20 protein-coding genes are annotated in these 16,806 nt (G+C 35.7%); 10 read left to right on the top strand and 10 right to left on the bottom strand.

Features of this window, described 5'->3' with window-relative positions; genetic code table 11:
- Positions 1-1,354 precede the first annotated feature (1,354 nt).
- On the top strand, positions 1,355-1,666 hold the full coding sequence (locus DBR43_RS09495; protein ID WP_124580082.1) for a type II toxin-antitoxin system RelE/ParE family toxin: 312 nt from the start codon (positions 1,355-1,357) through the stop codon (positions 1,664-1,666).
- Between the two features lie 64 nt (positions 1,667-1,730).
- The gene (locus tag DBR43_RS09490; protein ID WP_124580080.1) at positions 1,731-2,024 is read left to right on the top strand and encodes a HigA family addiction module antitoxin; all 294 of its coding nucleotides are present in this window, start codon (positions 1,731-1,733) and stop codon (positions 2,022-2,024) included.
- Positions 2,025-2,190: 166 nt separating this feature from the next.
- On the opposite strand, the gene DBR43_RS09485 is transcribed toward DBR43_RS09490, so the two are convergent.
- The 6 genes from DBR43_RS09485 to DBR43_RS09460 form a co-directional block, all read right to left on the bottom strand.
- Positions 2,191-3,459, bottom strand: a complete 1,269-nt coding sequence (locus DBR43_RS09485; RefSeq protein ID WP_124580078.1) for a type II toxin-antitoxin system HipA family toxin — start codon at positions 3,457-3,459, stop codon at positions 2,191-2,193.
- Position 3,460: 1 nt separating this feature from the next.
- Complete coding sequence (locus tag DBR43_RS09480) at positions 3,461-3,727, bottom strand: helix-turn-helix transcriptional regulator (RefSeq protein WP_124580076.1); 267 nt, start codon at positions 3,725-3,727, stop codon at positions 3,461-3,463.
- A 235-nt stretch (positions 3,728-3,962) separates the two neighbouring features.
- A complete protein-coding gene (locus DBR43_RS09475; protein WP_124580074.1) occupies positions 3,963-4,388 on the bottom strand; it encodes a hypothetical protein in 426 nt (141 codons plus the stop codon).
- The gene (locus DBR43_RS09470) at positions 4,385-4,993 is read right to left on the bottom strand and encodes a helix-turn-helix domain-containing protein (protein WP_124580072.1); all 609 of its coding nucleotides are present in this window, start codon (positions 4,991-4,993) and stop codon (positions 4,385-4,387) included. The genes DBR43_RS09475 and DBR43_RS09470 overlap by 4 nt, the downstream gene beginning before the upstream one ends.
- The gene (locus DBR43_RS09465; RefSeq protein ID WP_124580071.1) at positions 4,986-5,480 is read right to left on the bottom strand and encodes a hypothetical protein; all 495 of its coding nucleotides are present in this window, start codon (positions 5,478-5,480) and stop codon (positions 4,986-4,988) included. Before DBR43_RS09465 ends, DBR43_RS09470 begins: the two co-directional genes overlap by 8 nt.
- Before the next feature lie 183 nt (positions 5,481-5,663).
- On the bottom strand, positions 5,664-6,131 hold the full coding sequence (locus tag DBR43_RS09460; RefSeq protein WP_124580069.1) for a hypothetical protein: 468 nt from the start codon (positions 6,129-6,131) through the stop codon (positions 5,664-5,666).
- 555 nt (positions 6,132-6,686) lie between these two features.
- Here DBR43_RS09460 and DBR43_RS09455 point away from each other — a divergent pair.
- Positions 6,687-7,583, top strand: coding sequence for a hypothetical protein (locus DBR43_RS09455; protein ID WP_124580067.1), 897 nt, complete (start codon positions 6,687-6,689; stop codon positions 7,581-7,583).
- Between the two features lie 3 nt (positions 7,584-7,586).
- On the opposite strand, the gene DBR43_RS09450 is transcribed toward DBR43_RS09455, so the two are convergent.
- Positions 7,587-8,474: a nucleotidyl transferase AbiEii/AbiGii toxin family protein gene (locus DBR43_RS09450; protein ID WP_124580065.1), complete on the bottom strand. Its 888-nt coding sequence runs from the start codon at positions 8,472-8,474 to the stop codon at positions 7,587-7,589.
- A 270-nt stretch (positions 8,475-8,744) separates the two neighbouring features.
- On the opposite strand from DBR43_RS09450, the gene DBR43_RS09445 reads away from it, so the two are divergent.
- Positions 8,745-10,184: a hypothetical protein gene (locus DBR43_RS09445; protein ID WP_124580063.1), complete on the top strand. Its 1,440-nt coding sequence runs from the start codon at positions 8,745-8,747 to the stop codon at positions 10,182-10,184.
- A gap of 200 nt (positions 10,185-10,384) precedes the next feature.
- Positions 10,385-11,734: an ImmA/IrrE family metallo-endopeptidase gene (locus DBR43_RS09440; protein WP_124580061.1), complete on the top strand. Its 1,350-nt coding sequence runs from the start codon at positions 10,385-10,387 to the stop codon at positions 11,732-11,734.
- A 239-nt stretch (positions 11,735-11,973) separates the two neighbouring features.
- Here DBR43_RS09440 and DBR43_RS09435 read toward each other — a convergent pair whose 3' ends face one another.
- The 3 genes from DBR43_RS09435 to DBR43_RS09425 all read right to left on the bottom strand — a co-directional run bounded on the left by DBR43_RS09435 (position 11,974) and on the right by DBR43_RS09425 (position 13,499).
- Positions 11,974-12,381 (bottom strand): hypothetical protein, encoded by a 408-nt coding sequence (locus tag DBR43_RS09435; RefSeq protein ID WP_233602919.1) that lies wholly within the window; start codon positions 12,379-12,381, stop codon positions 11,974-11,976.
- A complete protein-coding gene (locus DBR43_RS09430) occupies positions 12,362-12,853 on the bottom strand; it encodes a GNAT family N-acetyltransferase (protein ID WP_124580059.1) in 492 nt (163 codons plus the stop codon). Before DBR43_RS09430 ends, DBR43_RS09435 begins: the two co-directional genes overlap by 20 nt.
- Positions 12,854-13,025: 172 nt before the next feature.
- Positions 13,026-13,499, bottom strand: a complete 474-nt coding sequence (locus DBR43_RS09425; RefSeq protein ID WP_124580057.1) for a hypothetical protein — start codon at positions 13,497-13,499, stop codon at positions 13,026-13,028.
- A gap of 144 nt (positions 13,500-13,643) precedes the next feature.
- On the opposite strand from DBR43_RS09425, the gene DBR43_RS09420 reads away from it, so the two are divergent.
- The 5 genes from DBR43_RS09420 to DBR43_RS09405 all read left to right on the top strand — a co-directional run bounded on the left by DBR43_RS09420 (position 13,644) and on the right by DBR43_RS09405 (position 16,744).
- The gene (locus DBR43_RS09420) at positions 13,644-14,300 is read left to right on the top strand and encodes a hypothetical protein (protein WP_124580055.1); all 657 of its coding nucleotides are present in this window, start codon (positions 13,644-13,646) and stop codon (positions 14,298-14,300) included.
- 59 nt (positions 14,301-14,359) lie between these two features.
- Complete coding sequence (locus tag DBR43_RS32910; RefSeq protein WP_158622466.1) at positions 14,360-14,497, top strand: hypothetical protein; 138 nt, start codon at positions 14,360-14,362, stop codon at positions 14,495-14,497.
- A 252-nt stretch (positions 14,498-14,749) separates the two neighbouring features.
- The gene (locus DBR43_RS33515; protein WP_124580053.1) at positions 14,750-14,914 is read left to right on the top strand and encodes a sigma factor-like helix-turn-helix DNA-binding protein; all 165 of its coding nucleotides are present in this window, start codon (positions 14,750-14,752) and stop codon (positions 14,912-14,914) included.
- Between the two features lie 67 nt (positions 14,915-14,981).
- A complete protein-coding gene (locus tag DBR43_RS09410) occupies positions 14,982-15,191 on the top strand; it encodes a hypothetical protein (RefSeq protein ID WP_124580051.1) in 210 nt (69 codons plus the stop codon).
- Positions 15,192-15,670: 479 nt separating this feature from the next.
- A complete protein-coding gene (locus DBR43_RS09405) occupies positions 15,671-16,744 on the top strand; it encodes a TlpA disulfide reductase family protein (protein WP_124580049.1) in 1,074 nt (357 codons plus the stop codon).
- Positions 16,745-16,806 lie beyond the last annotated feature (62 nt).

Here is a 16,806-nt window from a genome sequence, read left to right as displayed (position 1 = left end):
TTTTTGATGTACTGAAACTCTTGCCACATGGTTATCCCACTTATGGATTCAATATATTTAATAGAATCCAAGGTGAATGAATTCTTATGCTGCTATTGTTTGAATGTGCGTTGCACTGAGAAAGTATTCATCCAGACCTTATTTCTAGGGCATTGTTATCTGGTCTATAAATTATGCAATTGATTAGCCAATTTTTTCTCTCTTGTGCTTGGTGAAATTGTCCCTGTAGGTTTTTCAATTAAAAAGCGCTGCCAATCTTTTCATAAGTGCGATACCTTTTAAATTCTTATCTATAATTCTTCTCTGTGGGTCGATAAGGAAATTTTAAGGAATGGCTGCTATTCCATAACAATTGGTGACTTGATTTTTTCTTAACATCAGTTGATTGGAATCGAATGGTCGATAAAATTGAGGGCTGGAGTAAACCAAAACCCTCATGACTGATCGCTAGTTTAGCATAGCTAATAAATCCTTCGGCCAGTGAATGAAACTGCCGGTGGGTTTGTAGCAGGGTTCGTATCGGAAATATGCCAATGCTTCTAAATCTTTGATGCATTTATGATAAGTAGCAAAGGACTTGATTTTTGAGGTCAACATCAGACTCCGCCTGGTTATATTTACCGGATTTCTATAGTCATTATTTTGCCACTGATGATAGATGGCGATTAATAAGCTGAGGTGAGATCGCTGAATAAGATCATCATTTTTTGCCATGGACAAAAAATGGTTTAACAGTTTTTCGTGTTTCATCATCCTGCATTAAAAGTTGAATCTTCATACATCATCTTTTCGATATCTTCCATATCATAATAGAAAATTCCCCCAACTCTCGAGTACTTTAAGCTCCCCTGAATTCTTAAATTCTGCAATGTTCCTGAAGAAATGGAGAGTATTTTTCGAACTTCAACACTCCTTAGCCATTTTTTTACCGGGACCTTTTTTTGTTTAATAGTTCGGTGATTTCGCGTAGCAAGTCCTTTTTGAATTGCTCCAGATCTTGTTTTGTGATCAGTTCTACGATCATAAGAATAAGTTTGTTTAAATGATAGCATTATCGCTTTGCTAATTTATATCATGTTCTGTATAAGTTGGTTAATCCTGTCTATTGGCATCAGCCATTAGCGATTTAATGAATAACTCTTTAAAATCCCAGGTTGAATTAACTGCCGTTCTCTTTAGAATTGATCAAAATTAGATAGGTATCAAAAAAAGATCATTATCAAATTTTGATCATATTGATTTTGTTGTTATCTTTGTTAACGTACAACGATAACATGTAATAAACTAATGATTCACCTAAAACAACATGAACATGACAGAGAACGAAAGCAATCAATCAACTAAAACGTAAAGAATGAAGGTACTAATTCATGACGAGCGCCTAGGAGCGCTCGCGGAGCAGAAAGAACTCGTTGGGAAGCAGGAGTTCCCCCAGGAGGTAATAACCAAGTTAAAGCAAAGAATTTTTCAGATTTCACAAGCGAAAAACTTGCAAGACTTAAGAGCGATTAAATCACTACATCTTGAAAAGCTTAAACAGACCAGGTATAAAGGGAAATATTCTATCCGCCTTAACAAGGCTTACCGCCTGATTGTCTCTGTTGCTAAAGACGAAATGAGCATTGAAGTCGTTGTTATAGAAGAGGTGAATAATCACTACACTTAAAAAAGAATTTAACGGAAACTGCCACAAGCTGACTTGTGGCAGTTGTAAAAAAAATGTAAACAAAATGAACAATCAGATCTTTAATCATAAAGGTGCTGAAATAGTTGCAGAAGCTTTCCACCCCGGAATCTTCTTATTGGAAGAGATAGAGGAACGCGACCTACTTAAAAAGTTGCTAGCGAAAGAATTGGATTTACTTCCAAATAACCTAAGCCAGATATTTACTGGTAAAAGAAATATTTCAGTAAACCTTGCTCTCAAATTAGAAAAAGTATTGGGAATCAGTGCCGAATACTGGATTGGTTTGCAAACTGCATATGATTTGCAGGAAGCACGAAAGGCAGAATTAGCCTATTAATTATTCCCCCCATTGATTCAATGGTTAGTTGAATCCAAACTTTATTAACTCTCAAGACCTTGAACCAGAAGAGCACCTCTTCTGGTTTTTTTATCGTCGATTTTGCAAAAATTGGTCTGCTGGAAAATAACTAAACATCTCTGTTTGGAATTTACAAGGTACCTTTTTACATCTGGAAGGTGATGAAGTCCTGATAAATGTTAGAGATAATTTTTTCGGATAGCTGTAGTTGTTTGGCATTTTGTAGCCAGAGCTCTATTCCATTTTGCATCTTTTCGATGATCCCTTTTGGATTCTTAATGGTATACTCATCGGCAAGACTAAGTAAATCTTTTAATTTTATGTCAGTTCTTTTGTTATTGATAGATAAAGCTCTGCTGGATTTAGTCACTTTGAGCAGTGGATTAAATGCGTAAGTTAGATCGTAGGCTGGAGATAAATTCCAACGGTCATTTTCTGGATCATAGATAAATGAATGATTTTTCAAATGGTCATCTGTATTGGCAAATACGAGGTTAAAAATCATTCTGTTAAATAACTCATCAAGCTGTTTATGTGGAAGTTTTAACGAGCTAGCTAACTTGAACAAATTCTCGTAACTCGATAGGTCTGGATTTTTAAAATCCCATCCTGTCATCCCTGAGGCGGTCAGCACATGCTGCTTTTTGCCATCCTGGCGGTCATATCGAAGCGTCGCAAAATGTTTGTCCTCAATTAGGTGTGAAGGCATCATCGTAATGCCTAGCTCCATTGCCGTTAAATAGTAAGCATATTCAATGACCTCCCTTTGGTATCCGTGTTCCTGATCCACGCATAGCTTAACCAAGAGATGATTATATTCTTCAGAATATTCCAGGTCTCCTGGGATGATCTTATGGGTTTTCTTGTTTTCGGATATTAAAATTTTTGGCCTTGCTCCACCAGCTGAACTTCCAATTTTAAAAATGTTTAATAAAGAAGTACTGTCAAGTCGATCTGAGGATGTATCTTGCTTATTTTCAAGTACAAGTTTTAGAACGTTAACGATTTCATCTATGTTGATGGTGGCATCAATTGGTATCTTTTTGCCTGGAAGGTATTCCAGTGCGCCCATGCCACGGTTGGCAACATACGCAAGTTGTTCTATAATAGATATCTTTTTGAAATCTTTTTGTTTTGACTCCAGCCAGGTTTTAAAAATAAGATTGCCGAAAACATCAGGTAACGAATCCGCAATGGCAGGAGGTAATCCTCGGAAAGTTTCATTATTGAACTGGCCAAAAACTTGTACCGGAGCTACTTTTTTTAAAATGAAAGGAAATAAATTACTGTAGATCCCTGATTTCAAATAGTCTGGGTTATACTGAAAAGAAGATTTGCTTCGGTTTTCATCAAATCCAATTTTTCCGATTTCCTGACCAAAGCAATGTAGGTCTATGATGTTGTTTTTAGCCATTTTAATAGAGTGAATCGTAATGCTGATCCTGAATATTATCCAGCAACTGTTGATTGAACTTTTCTAAAAGATCAAAATGTTGAAATACTTTTAATAAAGTATCAATATTGGTATTGCGCCCAGCTTCCAAATTGTGAATGGTTAATTTGGAAAGATTCAGTAATTCAGCTAGTTCTTCTTGAGTAACCTTCTCTCTTTTTCTAACTAGTTTTACCAATTCGCCAATATTGATTTTGACGTCTTTTATTTTTAAAGATTCAAATGGCATAAATGTATGTTATAATATATAAATATAGCATTTATATCTAAAAAAGTATATAATAATATATAATTTTTGATTTGTACTTGTTGTTATAATAATGTATATTATAATATATCATATATTTAAAAAATGATATTTTTATATATTATAACATATAAAAATATCATTTTTTGATTTTTCCTTTAAAACTACCGGCTCTTGTAGATGAATACTCGTTTAAATAATAGTATCTTGTTGCCAATTATTGAGCTTGTAGAACATCTTTGGCATCTATGATCGGTAATAATGCATTGTGAAGAGCTGTTCCTCTAAATGCAGAAAACATCATGCCTCTTGCAGTTGATATGGAAACAGAATTCAATGCAAGCAAAAGATTTTCTGGAATTGCATATTTCCCTGATTTATTTTTGACGAATACTTGATCATAGTTGGCTATAGAAAACCAGAATATTGAGCTCAGACTACCGTATTCAATTTTTTCGGCTTTGATTTGTATTTCCAGGTTTAAACGAATCATTTGATTTTTCTGGACTAAACGACTTTGCACAGTGATGTCATAATCATAGGTCTCCCTGCCCGTGAAATCTGCAGGTATGCTTAGTTCTGTACCAATTAGCTCGATGCTGGCTAGGTGATACAGAATTTCTTTATTTTTTGACTTGCTCATACTTTTGAAAATGACTTGGGGTCCAAAAGTTCCGGTTTTTCATCTGCAACAATCCAATCATCGCTGTGAACTGTTAATTGAGAAAAATTTAACTTTGTAATTCCTTTTAGATGAAATATCGTCTGAGATCGAGATTTTTTCGGAACCAAATTCGTTTCATAGGCATATTCTGTTTCAGTAATTACGGATGGTATGTCCACTTTCAGATATCTAGCGCCCCTTGCGTAGTTGCCCCATTGGATAGGAACATTATCTCCTTGAATCCAATCTTTGATTTCCAAATGTACAGAAGAAAGTAACGGCTCCTCTGGTTCTGTAAAAAATTCGGACATAGGAATAGCCAGACAGCTACTGATTACGCTCAAAGTGTCAATTGTGAAATTGTGTGTACCACTTAACCACTTGGTAATAACTGATGGATTTCTGTCAAGTTTCTCTGCAAGTTGGCCCTTGGATATTTTTTGTGCGGTAAGCTGATCTGCAATTACTCCGGCTACTTTCATTCTGATTGCAATCTGCTGTTTTTCGGCAGGATCAATTTTTCCAAGTAGCGATTGTATCAGTGCGTTTTCTGTCAATCCTTCCGCCTTATTTATCTTACTCATTTTCGTTAAAATCTAGATCGCCAATTAAATCTTTATTATTCGGGGCCCATTTGATATCTTTATTAAGTATTCGCTGATATATTTTATCATGTACCTCAATCAGCTGCTTCACACTTTTTGATAAAGCAGGATCCTGTTGCCAGGACCTGATTGATTTACTCTTTGGCCCGCCACCACCTAATATAACGGCGGTATTACCCAGTCTGATACAATAAAGCCGAATCTTTGATCCCGGTTTGTCATACAAAGCGCATACCGAATCTTCAAGCTTACCCTCATTAATTTTGAAATAGCCTTCTCTTGCTCCTTCTTTGTCCGCCATTATTTTGATCCTATATAATATATCTTCCACCTCTTTCTTGTAGGTAACGCTGTTTTCTATCAAAAAATCTTCAAATAGGGTAGTGGTCTTGCCTTCAGGTAAAATTGTATATATGGAGACTTTGCGTCCACTCAATGCTTCAATTTTTGTAATTTCAAAGTTCACTTAAATATACAATTTTGTTCGGTTTTCGGGATAAATTTAACGAAATTTTACTTATAAATAAAATTTATGACAAATTAGGCACCCATTAGGCTCCCGGGACGTAAGTCTAATCTATATAAAATTTGGAAGTTTACCTTACTTAATTACCACTAAAGTTGAAACCTGCAGAACTACACAAATTCTTTAGTCATCAGGCAGTTTATCTTCAGATTGATCATAATTATACTGGTTGTAATAATAGACATCGCTGAAAAAGTCATAGGAAACTTTGTATTCATTATACAGCCGCTGGTATATTCTTGTCATATTAGGTACCCTGGACTCTTCTTTGAACTCAGGCTTGTTACAGGAACTGGATATAATGGTCTTCCCCTGATAGTACTCGAATAGCTCTTTTAGCATTCCCCCCAATATACCCTTACCGGTGACGCTTGCCCCATCATCTCTGGTCTGACTGACAATCTTATTGTTATTTATACCCACCAAAACCTGAAGGGAGTAGAGGCCATTATTCGGGTTCTTTGCAGACCTTATGTTAAATTGATCTACAATTAAATCTGGCCCATCCTGGGTATAGTATACTTCTTTTCTTACTTGCCAGAAGAACAGTGCTTCACTGCCGTTCTGATCTTTACATTTGAAAAAATTCATAAATAAAAAATAACCCTAAAGCCATCTTTTATAAATGGTATTTTTTAATTTTTTTATGTTTCATGACGAAGGAAATACAACATCTGATTGGTTTGGTCAGTACCACTGACCTCATGCCGTAATCTGAAAACAGGAGAGTAGTATCGGATAATGAGAATGTTTCATACAAATATTTCAGTCTGCAAGACTTCCATTGAGCGAAGAAAATGAGCCAAACATTTGCAAAATGTAATTTATTTAATGTAACTTTGTTAAAAGTATATATACTTTTAACATTATAAATAATAATAATATTACGATAACTGTCATTCTTAACTCCTGTTTCATCCCACTGTCATCTTTGTCGAATGGTCCATTATTTTAGTTTAAGTGTGATTTATTTAATGTATCTTTGATATAAAGTATATATACTTTATATCATTGTAATTAATAACTATTTACGAGTCAATAAGGCCGTTTGAAGTTCTTGAGCAACGTTTTTATATTTGTAAATGTGATCAAAAATCATTACCTTCGTTTCACTAAGTGTATACACTTAGTGAAACTTCAGATGATATGGCAAACAAACCACGATTCTTATCGGTCCTACCTGAAATAATTAAAACGCTTACTAAAGATGGGAAGAAAGTTTATACCAAAAACTATCTGGATAGCATTTTTGAGAAATATAAGGATAAATGGAGATTGCCGTTATACATGGATCTGAATAAATTCCTGGATCAGCTGGCTGAACAAGAATTTATTAACGAAGCGGATTTTAAGTTTCCCGGAGTAGCAAGCCAAAGACTGTTTTACTTGGGGGATGCCTTTGTTTATGATATTGCTTCTAGCATTTTTCCAAAAGGTTACCTTTCTCACTATTCTGCGATTACTATCTGGGGATTAAGTGAGCAGATACCTAAAAAAATTTATATTACTGTCGAACAGTCAAGCAGTCCTGTGAAACTAAATAGTGGAGAGCTGCTGCAGAAGAATATCGATGCAGCTTTCCAAAAACCACAAAGACAATCGGAAACAACAGTCGATTTCAAGGATTATCAGATCGTATTGTTGAGGGGAAAATACACTAATAATCTAGGACAGACTATTCTTGAAGAATCCGGAGAGATGAGTCTTAAGGTTACTGACCTGGAGCGAACACTGATTGATATCGTCGTTCGCCCTTCTTACTCTGGTGGGATTTCTGAAGTAATTAAAGCTTTCAGAGTCGCCAATCAAAAACATAAAGTATCAATAAACAGAATATCAGCTTATCTCAATAAAATGGCATTTACCTACCCTTATGATCAGGCCATAGGATTTTATTTGGAAGCGGCGGGAAATTATAGAAAATCACAGATTGATATTTTCCTCAATAGACCCAAGGAACATGATTTTTATCTGGCCTATGAAATGAAAGATATAGAGTACTCTGAAAAATGGCGTATTTTTTATCCAGCTGGGCTGATCTGATTATTATTCAAAAAGGTTTTCTATCCTATCCATAACGTAATTAAAATAGAAATCAAATCCCATATCCCTGTCTTTTCGTGATATGGTATCTGCAACTGTGGGATAGCCCTGTCGGTGTATGTCTTCCATAGACCTGATTCTTTTGATATAATTAATAGGTACTCTCTTAGCTTCAAATACCATTCTTAGTGTTTCTTTTGCCGACTCTGTGGTAATGTCAATTTGAAAGTGTTCCAGGATTTGGTGTATATCATAAAAATCCCGGGCTCTCGCTCTGTCGTCTTCTAACCTGGCTTTGCTTTGCTGTAGTACATCAGTATAGTATTCGGGTAGTTTTTGCGCGAGTGCTCTTATCTTTTCAAAGACAATAAGCTCAGGAGCGTATACATATAAATAAGTACCATCGATCTGGATTTGTGTTTTATGATCGCCGATATATTCAAATTTGCTAATGTCTACAGTAAATCTGGTAGAATTATCTGGATTAAGCGCTAAAGCATTTCTTCTGGCTTTTTCCATGTCTTTTCCCAGCTCCTCGAATTTTTTTATTGTTATTAGTTTAAATTCCAGGCAATAACCTCCCCAAAATTTCTGAAGATCTGGCTTTATTGTTTTAGGCTTTTCTTTAATTATAAAGTCTATGACAATATATCCTTCCCTTAGAAAGCTTTTTTCGATTGCTTTCTCCAATCGCTGCTGAACCTCATTAATGTCTTCAAAATCTTCCTCTAATGAATAATCCAAATCATAAGAGGCACGGTTTCCAAGTCCATAGCCCATGCTGATAGCATTTCCTCCCTTAAGGATCAATATATCCATAAGATCATCTTCTTCTACAAGGGAAGTGATGGTGATTTTTTTAATTTGATTAAGAGTTTCTAAATTTGTCATATGAGAGGTTAAAGCTGCTAATTTAATAAATCTGTAATCAGTTTTGAATGAGGGTACAGATAAATATATTCTTTAGCCAGTACCGCATTGTCAGGAACAAACACCAAAACCTTTGATCAGAAAAGGTTGAAATCATTTTTGTTTTTATTATGAAAACTGATATGACAAAGTCAAAATCAGCCTTCAAAGTTGTTTCTTTTGATTTTTTCATTTTCAAAATTTTGTTTAGCTTTAATATTTATAATAAATGTATTTTATATATAGCGTGATATGACAACGATTCAAAGCATTCTGGAAGCTCGTGGACCAATGATTTCAAGTGATCTGGCAAGAATCGTATCCCAGCTCGAAGGGATACCAGTAAATACGGCCAGTCAGAGAATTGCCCGTGATAAGAGTTTGGTTAGAGTCTCAGGTTTTTTTCAAAGCGGACAATCGCTGATCTTTTTACCGGAACATCAGCAGGATGGTGACGTTTTTAAGATTCTATCTGAACAAATGTCACTTCATGGACGCAAATATTGGTACGCGCTGAATGCCATCAGGTATAACGGAGGAACAATCAGCAGACATTTTCTGGAGGCTTATTCAAGTTATCCGATTGAGCCACTCAAATCGCACAAGCCATTTAATGAAGTGATGCAAACTTTTGTGAAGCAGGATGTGCTGGTCTTTGACAGGGATGAGTACTCTTTTTCACCAAAATTAAGGTTCAGTGGTGCCAACAAGTTTTTAAGCCAAACACTGGAAGTTATTAAACATACGGTACTGGAGAATTTCAAAACCCAGGCAAGAAATATTGGTTTGATTTCTTACGATACAGGTGAGCTCTTTGCCGAATATGGAAAATTTAGATGGGGGCTGAAAGGAGTGTGCCCTATAATTGGTCTGAGAAATGGGGAGCACCATGGCTTTTTATTGGCAGATATTATTTTAGGAAGACCGACATACAAACAAGATGTGGAATTCTTTCTTACTAAGTTGGACCAAATTCAATCTTTCAAAAACGCGTCTAGGATTATGCCGTATCTGCTGGTGGATAACCTACATAATTCTGCGCTTTTAGCATTGAAAGCAAAAGGCATCGTTGTCGGATTTATTGGAGAGCTCTTCGGAGGAAAGTATGCCAAACTTTTGAACGACCTCATTACATTGTTAACAAATGCTGCAGCCGGCCTGGCTACAAATCCTGAAAAATACCTGGAGCTGATCATAGAACTGAAAAAATATAATCAAGGGTTGTTAAATAACATCAAAGGGGCATTATTTGAGTATGTAGTTGGTCATTACCATATTTTTAAAGGAAGTAAAATTGATATTGGATGGGAGATCTATGAAAATGATGCTAAGCATGAGATGGATATTCTGGCTACTTATTCCGATAAGGTGGTTATAGCAGAATGTAAGGGGAGACGCTCAGCGGTAGACTTTGAAATCGTTGATAAATGGATCACAAAGAAAATACCTGCATTTAAAAAGTGGTTTCAAAAACAGGAACTTTATAAAAACAAAGATTTAGAGTTTGAGTTTTGGTCTTCTGCAGGTTTTACGTCTACTGGTTGGGAAAGAGCAGAACAGTTTGCCGCTTCTTATACAAAGCACAGGGTGATCTTTTTAGGACCAAATGAAATAAAAGCAAAGACAAAAGAAATGAAAAATAAAAAACTTCAGGAAAGTCTGGACAATTTCTTTCTGAAATCAAATGTCTAAAGCTTTTATCATTAAAATCCCACTAGAATTACAACCGATTATCCACATTGTTTTTTTATAAAAGTGACGCCCGACCTCAGGGATTCATATTGGCGGTCCATTCTTTGCCTAAAATGTGCATAAAGAAATCAGTTTAGCAATCAAATACTTCGTAAATTAGATATTCGATTCAGAAACTTAATTCACTGGGATTTAACAATATGAGTACAACACTTAAAGGAGATACCTTTGAAGCTAGGGCATGTAATCTCATGTCTCAGGCTATCGATAATGGTGCATTGGGAGTCATACCACAATGTTGCAGATTCTTTAGTAAAAAAGCCTATTATTCTAAGGATAGAGACGACAATATCATATTTGACTTCAGTATTGAAGTCTGGTTAAAAGATGCCCCTAATTATTCTCTGTTGTTTTTGGGGGAGGCTAAAGATTATGCAAGCACTGTTCCAATCAATGATCTGGAGGAGTTTAAAGAGAAAGCTACTCAGGTGTCATCGGCAGCGAAATTGATCTTCATTACCACCAGTAAACTCCAAAAAAGTGCCTTGAATTATGCAAAGAATAAGGGTATTATGCTCATAGAGGTGAATGATCAGGATGAAAAAAATATCATTTTTTACAGTTCAAAAAGTAAACCCTCACTTTTGCTGGATACTGATTTTATCACTACCCAGCAGGAACTTTCTGAAATCCAGAGTTTTATTTTTACTGATGTAAACGATACTAATTTTAACTGGGAAGACCTGTTAACCAAATTTCTAAAGCACGCTTTGGCTGGAAGTCTTTCTGAGGGGAATAAAGTGGACACCCCACTTGTCGGGCTGGGATACCTTTCTAAGAAAAAGATCGAACAATTAACCATGCGTATTTTGGATGATTTTGATCCCAATATTCAAAAGCATTATTTTAGCGTTAATCTGAATTCATTTGTTAGCTACCTTGAAAATAACTTCGGACTAAAGGTGATTACTGACCAGTTTATTTATGATGAAAAAGGCCGGGAAATTCATGCCTGCTTTGATCCTAAAAACAACATCATCACAATTGACAAAGCGATAGCAGAGAGTGAAAGATATGCATTTACCTTATTGCATGAGGTAGGACATTTCTTTTTGCATTCAGAACTTAGCATTAGTGCTGATGATTATGATACCCTTTCAGATTCGTCTTATGATGAGAATCTTGGGAAACATAAATTTTTAAACCAGCGGCATTGGATAGAATGGCAGGCAAAACAATTTGCAGCATCGATCCTGATGCCTGAGTGGAACCTTAAATATCAATTGATATATTTTCAAATCAAAACAGGAATTAGAAACACAGGAAAAATGTATGTTGATGATGCTCCCTGGAATATCAGAGATTTCAAGTTGACGATCAATCATTTGTCAGCTTACTTTAACGTGAGCCCAACAGCAATGCAGTACCGTTTGACCGATTTAGGTGTCCTCGTTTATGGAGGAAAGTTCAAAAGACCAAACAGCATTTTTAGCACTAACGAAAAGCCTGTTAAGACCGTATCTCAGATTCTTAATCAGTTTTTTAAATAGAGTAGAGGAACAAATTTCCCTGTGAGATTTAGTAGTTGAAGCGGTACTTGAAACTTAAAAGCGGAGTTAAGTTATTTGGTAAGTTGATTGAGTTAGACAGAAGGAACCTATTTCTTTGTTTTGAACTCATGTCCACAATCAAAACAATGATTGGTTTTATTGATATGGAAAAGATAGATCATTAGTGAAAAAGAAATGATCATGGTGATGATGTTGAACCTTTTCTGTGTAGCCTGGACCTATCCTACATGCGCTGATCGGTAACTAGTGCACAGTATCACCGGACCGCCGGTCTGCTCTTCAACCGGATCAACCAAATTTTCTTCCCCCTCTCGCTGAAATAAGTCTTCTATATTTTGCTGCGTTAACATGCTTTCAGCAAAAGGAACATCATACTCAAACATGTGTAACTTTACTCCGCCCAAAGCCAAAGTATTTAGTTGATTAATGCTTACCGAATATTCATCTGACAAATAACACGCTATACCGCTGTCCAGAAGTCTCGCATATACAATGCGCGCCTCTAATGGATTATAAAAACTTCTTAGTACCACTATCTTTTCCATGTCAGATGGATTAAAATCTGTATATTCTCCTACTTCTTTTGGGCTTGAATTTCGAAATTGATTAAAGATACCAATTGCCATTAGGAAGAGGGTTTCCTACTTGGTCATATTTCATGGCATATAAATCACCACCATTTGCCCAATATTTTTTTATAAAGTCACAAACGACAAAGCCATTTTTTTCATAAAATTTGTAAGTCAGTTGTGAAGTGCTGACCATTATACTACTTATACCCTTTATGGATTTTAAAAGCCTAATCCTATAATGTAGTAGCTTTTGTCCTATTCCTTGACCTTGGAGATTTGGATCTATCAAATCCCAGTTTATCCTTCCTGTATGCCCCATGTCAATATTTATTCCTCCGCCTCCAACCACGGTTTTTCCCAGCTCCACGACAAAATATTGTTCAATCTTGTGGTCAAGATAATCTTTGAATGTATCTATTTCGTTTGCTGAGAAATATTTTGGGACGTTTAATTTGAAAATCTCTAATAGCTGAGCCCTATCATTTGATTGATATTCTCTGATTTTTATAGTTTCAATCTCATTCATATCTATCTGTAATTTTCTCAAAAGTATTAAAGGGCAGCTAACTTGTAAATGGTAAACTGACTGAGCTTACTAAAATGAGGTGCCAAATATAATTTCTGGTCGCCTGAGTTGAATCTTATAAGATCTGAGAACGTTAAAATGAATTCTGTTTTTTAATTATGTAGTTGATAATCTATCGATTAATTAATGATTTGTAAGTGGCGGCCAGGGTGTCTCCAACATAGTCCATATTTGAACTGATCATCTTTATTTTCTCATTGTTGTAGTTAACAACTGTTCTTTTCCCGTTTTTATATCTGATGTAGGAAAAACTGTCTTCTTCTTCCCGTTCTTGGTCATTGCGCAATAACTCGGCATGAGCTAAAATATTTCTGATGCTAACCAGCTCCTGTAATAATTTATCAAAATTTGGATGCTGCTTCTTAAAATCAGGAAAGATATGGTTAGTCAAACTAATAAAGATTTGCCGTTTTGAATCAAAACTTATTTTTTCCGTGGATAAAATGAATTCCATTAGTTGATTCTTTTTAAATTCACTATCAGCAAAGTACTCTGATATAAACTTATCCATGATTCTTTCAAATAATATACAGCCGTCAAGTATGACTCCTCGTAAAGTAGCTGCGCCATAGGAATTATCTTTCATAATCAAATGTGTGTTTCTATTCTGGTAGTTTTTATTTTATATATACTGTTTGGGTAGTAGCCCTTATGTATTAAATTTGTTGTTAATATAAAGTAAAAAATCATATTGTTTATGCTAAATTTATTCCAAATAATTTGATGATTTATGCTAGATGATGATAGTCATGTTAACCGTGTCCAACAGCGTGCGGATCGGGATCGTTTGGAAAGTCCCTTAGAAGAAATTTTTATTGAGAACCTGGAAAAGTATCTCTCTCCATCTATCTCCATCCTTCCACAATACGAGATCGAAACCATTGCAGGGAAATTCAGGCTGGATTTTGTAATAGCCTTTGGTGAGACTAAAATAGGGCTGGAATGTGATGGAAAGGACTTTCATGACGCTTTCCGTGATGAATGGCGTGATGGATTAATTCTGGATACTGGTGAAATAGAAACGATTTACAGGTTTCGTGGTAAAGATATATTTTATGCACTTGAGGATTGTATTTACATCATATATAAATATGACTATCGGATCTTCAACAACCGCTATCCTCATTTTTGTGCCAGGCTCATCTCTCAGGAAATCGAAGAATATTTTACCATTGAAGAGTCTAGATTTAAAAAGCGGGAATCGGTTATGATTAATTATGACATCCGAAATGATGATAATGTACTTACAGGACAATTTAGTTTTTTTACGCTAAGACGTAATCGAAATGTGGAAGGGCGCTGGCAAATATTCGTAAAATACGTAAAGACCAATCCTGGCCTATCTTTAGATCAGCTAATAGCGCAGTATAAATCTGGAAAGAGATAAATAAGCGTATGTATTTATATTGAGGTTTTTACGTAGTTTGGTGCAGAGAAATTGCAATAATGCAACATTGCAAAGATTTATTGGATCATGAACTAATTGTACTGGTGAAAAACAGAGATGAATCTGCATTTTCGGAAGTTTTTGACCGCTATCACTCTTTACTCTTTGCCTTCTCCTACAAAAAGACCGGCGGATAAGGATAGTGCAAAGGGTATTCTGCAGGATGTTTTTATTGGCTTATGGAGTAATCGTATCACTTTTGAATTAGCAAATAGCCTTAAAAAGCTATCTTTATCGCTCAGTACTATAAGCATCAAATCATTGATGAGACATATATCAATTCTTTACAATATTTGATAGAAACAATCCTATAGCAGGCGGACTATCACATTCTTGAAAAGGACATCACTCAACTCATTGAATTAGAAATTTCGGCCTTTGCACCTTAGATGAGGGTGGTTTTTGAACTTTCCAAAAATCAATTTCTAAGCAATAACGAGATCGCTGAACAATTGGAGATTTCTGAACAGACTGTAGAAACGCACATGAAACGGGCTCTGAAAATTATGCGAGCAGCCCTGGGGTTATTTGTATACCTTACGTTTATTTTATAACAGAGTACCCACTGGGCTTTTTTGCATTGTGATAGTTGTATAAGAATAAATTGTAGACTATTGGCCCGTGGAGAATGCAAGAGAATTATTGAACAAATTCAGACTGGGAACCTGTGCTGACCGGGAAATACAATTGATCGAGAGGTGGATGTTGTTTTATGGTGCTGGTGAACCAAGTGATTTACTAGATACAGATTTTGAGCAAAGCCATCAGGACATCTGGAAAAATATTCAGCAGCAACTACTACCAAAAGCCAGAAAGTTGGGCTCTGGATAAAAGTGGCCGCCGCCACGTCTATCCAGTGATGACCTTAATTGTTCCCTAAGGAGAGAAATCTTAATTAAGATCTCTCTATTTTTATCAGGAAATTTTCTTTTTTTACTATTGCCACTAATTGTTATGAAAAATGCATTTCGAGTTCTATTCATCAGCTGCAGCAAAAGGTATGAATTACTGCTAAAGAAGATGGTAGCCCTTATTTTTCAGGTGAGTCAGCTATTACAGCTGAGGAGCTACAGCTGGAAATTTAATAGGGAGACATCTAAAAATCTGGTGGGAGAAGATGGACCTGAGTGGATGGCTTTGCTTTATTTACCTTTTGCTACCGTTAGACTGTTGAAGCCAACAATGACCAATCAAAGTTAATATATTCTTCCTGTACCCCCAAGTGAATTTTTGTACAACCCGTTGTTTGGTGAGCAGAATACCGGATACACTAAAAATTAATCATAAAATCACAAAAAAAACAAAAGATCATGTTAAAAAATATCAATCTTATCGTTGCGGGCTTATTGCTCTTAACAATGGCTTCATTTGCCCAAAAAGTGCAACTATCTGGCAATATATCTGGTCTGAAAAATGAAAAACTGTTTATTTATCGTCTAATTTCGGAAGGATTAAAGATAGATACCATTAGCCTGAAAGACGGCAAAATTCATTGGACAGGAGCGATGTCTGAGCCAGAGAAAGTTTATCTAATATTGCGAAAGAAAAGTATCGAATTTTTTATTGAACCTGGTAATATCCATATAGAAGGTGATGCAGATCTACCGAGCGAGCTTAAAATTACCGGTTCGAAATCTCATGATGAGCTTGTGAGGTATCAGAAGTTTGTTCAAAACATTTCAACTCAGGAAATCGAGATTCGTAAAAACTATGATAACAGTACCGAACAGGAACGAATCGTAATTGATGAAAAACTCAAATCACTGAGTAATGATAAACATCTTAAAACAGATCAATATATTCACCTAAATCCCACCAGTTTCGTTAGTTTAAGTCTGATAAAAGAAAGGGCAATGCAGGAGGATTATAAGGATATAAAGAAACTATATGATCAGCTTGGATCTGCCGTTTTAAGAACAAAAGAAGGTAAAAGCCTTACAGAAAGATTAGAAATATTAATAAGAAGCGATATTGGGCAACCAGTTTTGAATTTCACACAGAATGATACAGATGGTAAACCAGTTCAGTTCTCAGATTTTAAGGGTAAATATGTGCTGTTGGATTTTTGGGCCAGTTGGTGTGGTCCCTGCCGAAAAGAAAATCCAAATGTGCTGCTGGCCTATAACAAATATAAAAACAAGAACTTCACCGTGTTGGGTATATCATTAGACGACAAGGCTGAAAATTGGAAAAAAGCAATAAAAGAAGATCAAACCCCCTGGACCCAGGTCTCGGATTTAAACGGCACAAAGAATGAAGTGTCTACCTATTATGGGATCTTAAGTATTCCCAGTACCTTGCTTATCGACCCTAAAGGCAACATTATAGCAAAAAATCTTCGGGGAGACCTGCTTCATAAAAAACTGGCCAAACTGTTTGAATAGCTTCGATGTTTCTTTTGACTGGTGTTATAATTACAAATAAACTCGAGTGATCCTGATAAGTA

This window comes from Pedobacter sp. KBW06, assembly GCF_003852525.1.
Taxonomy (GTDB): domain Bacteria; phylum Bacteroidota; class Bacteroidia; order Sphingobacteriales; family Sphingobacteriaceae; genus Pedobacter.
Note: the sequence above shows the minus strand (reverse complement) of the source record. Positions and strands in the feature narration are given on the sequence as shown.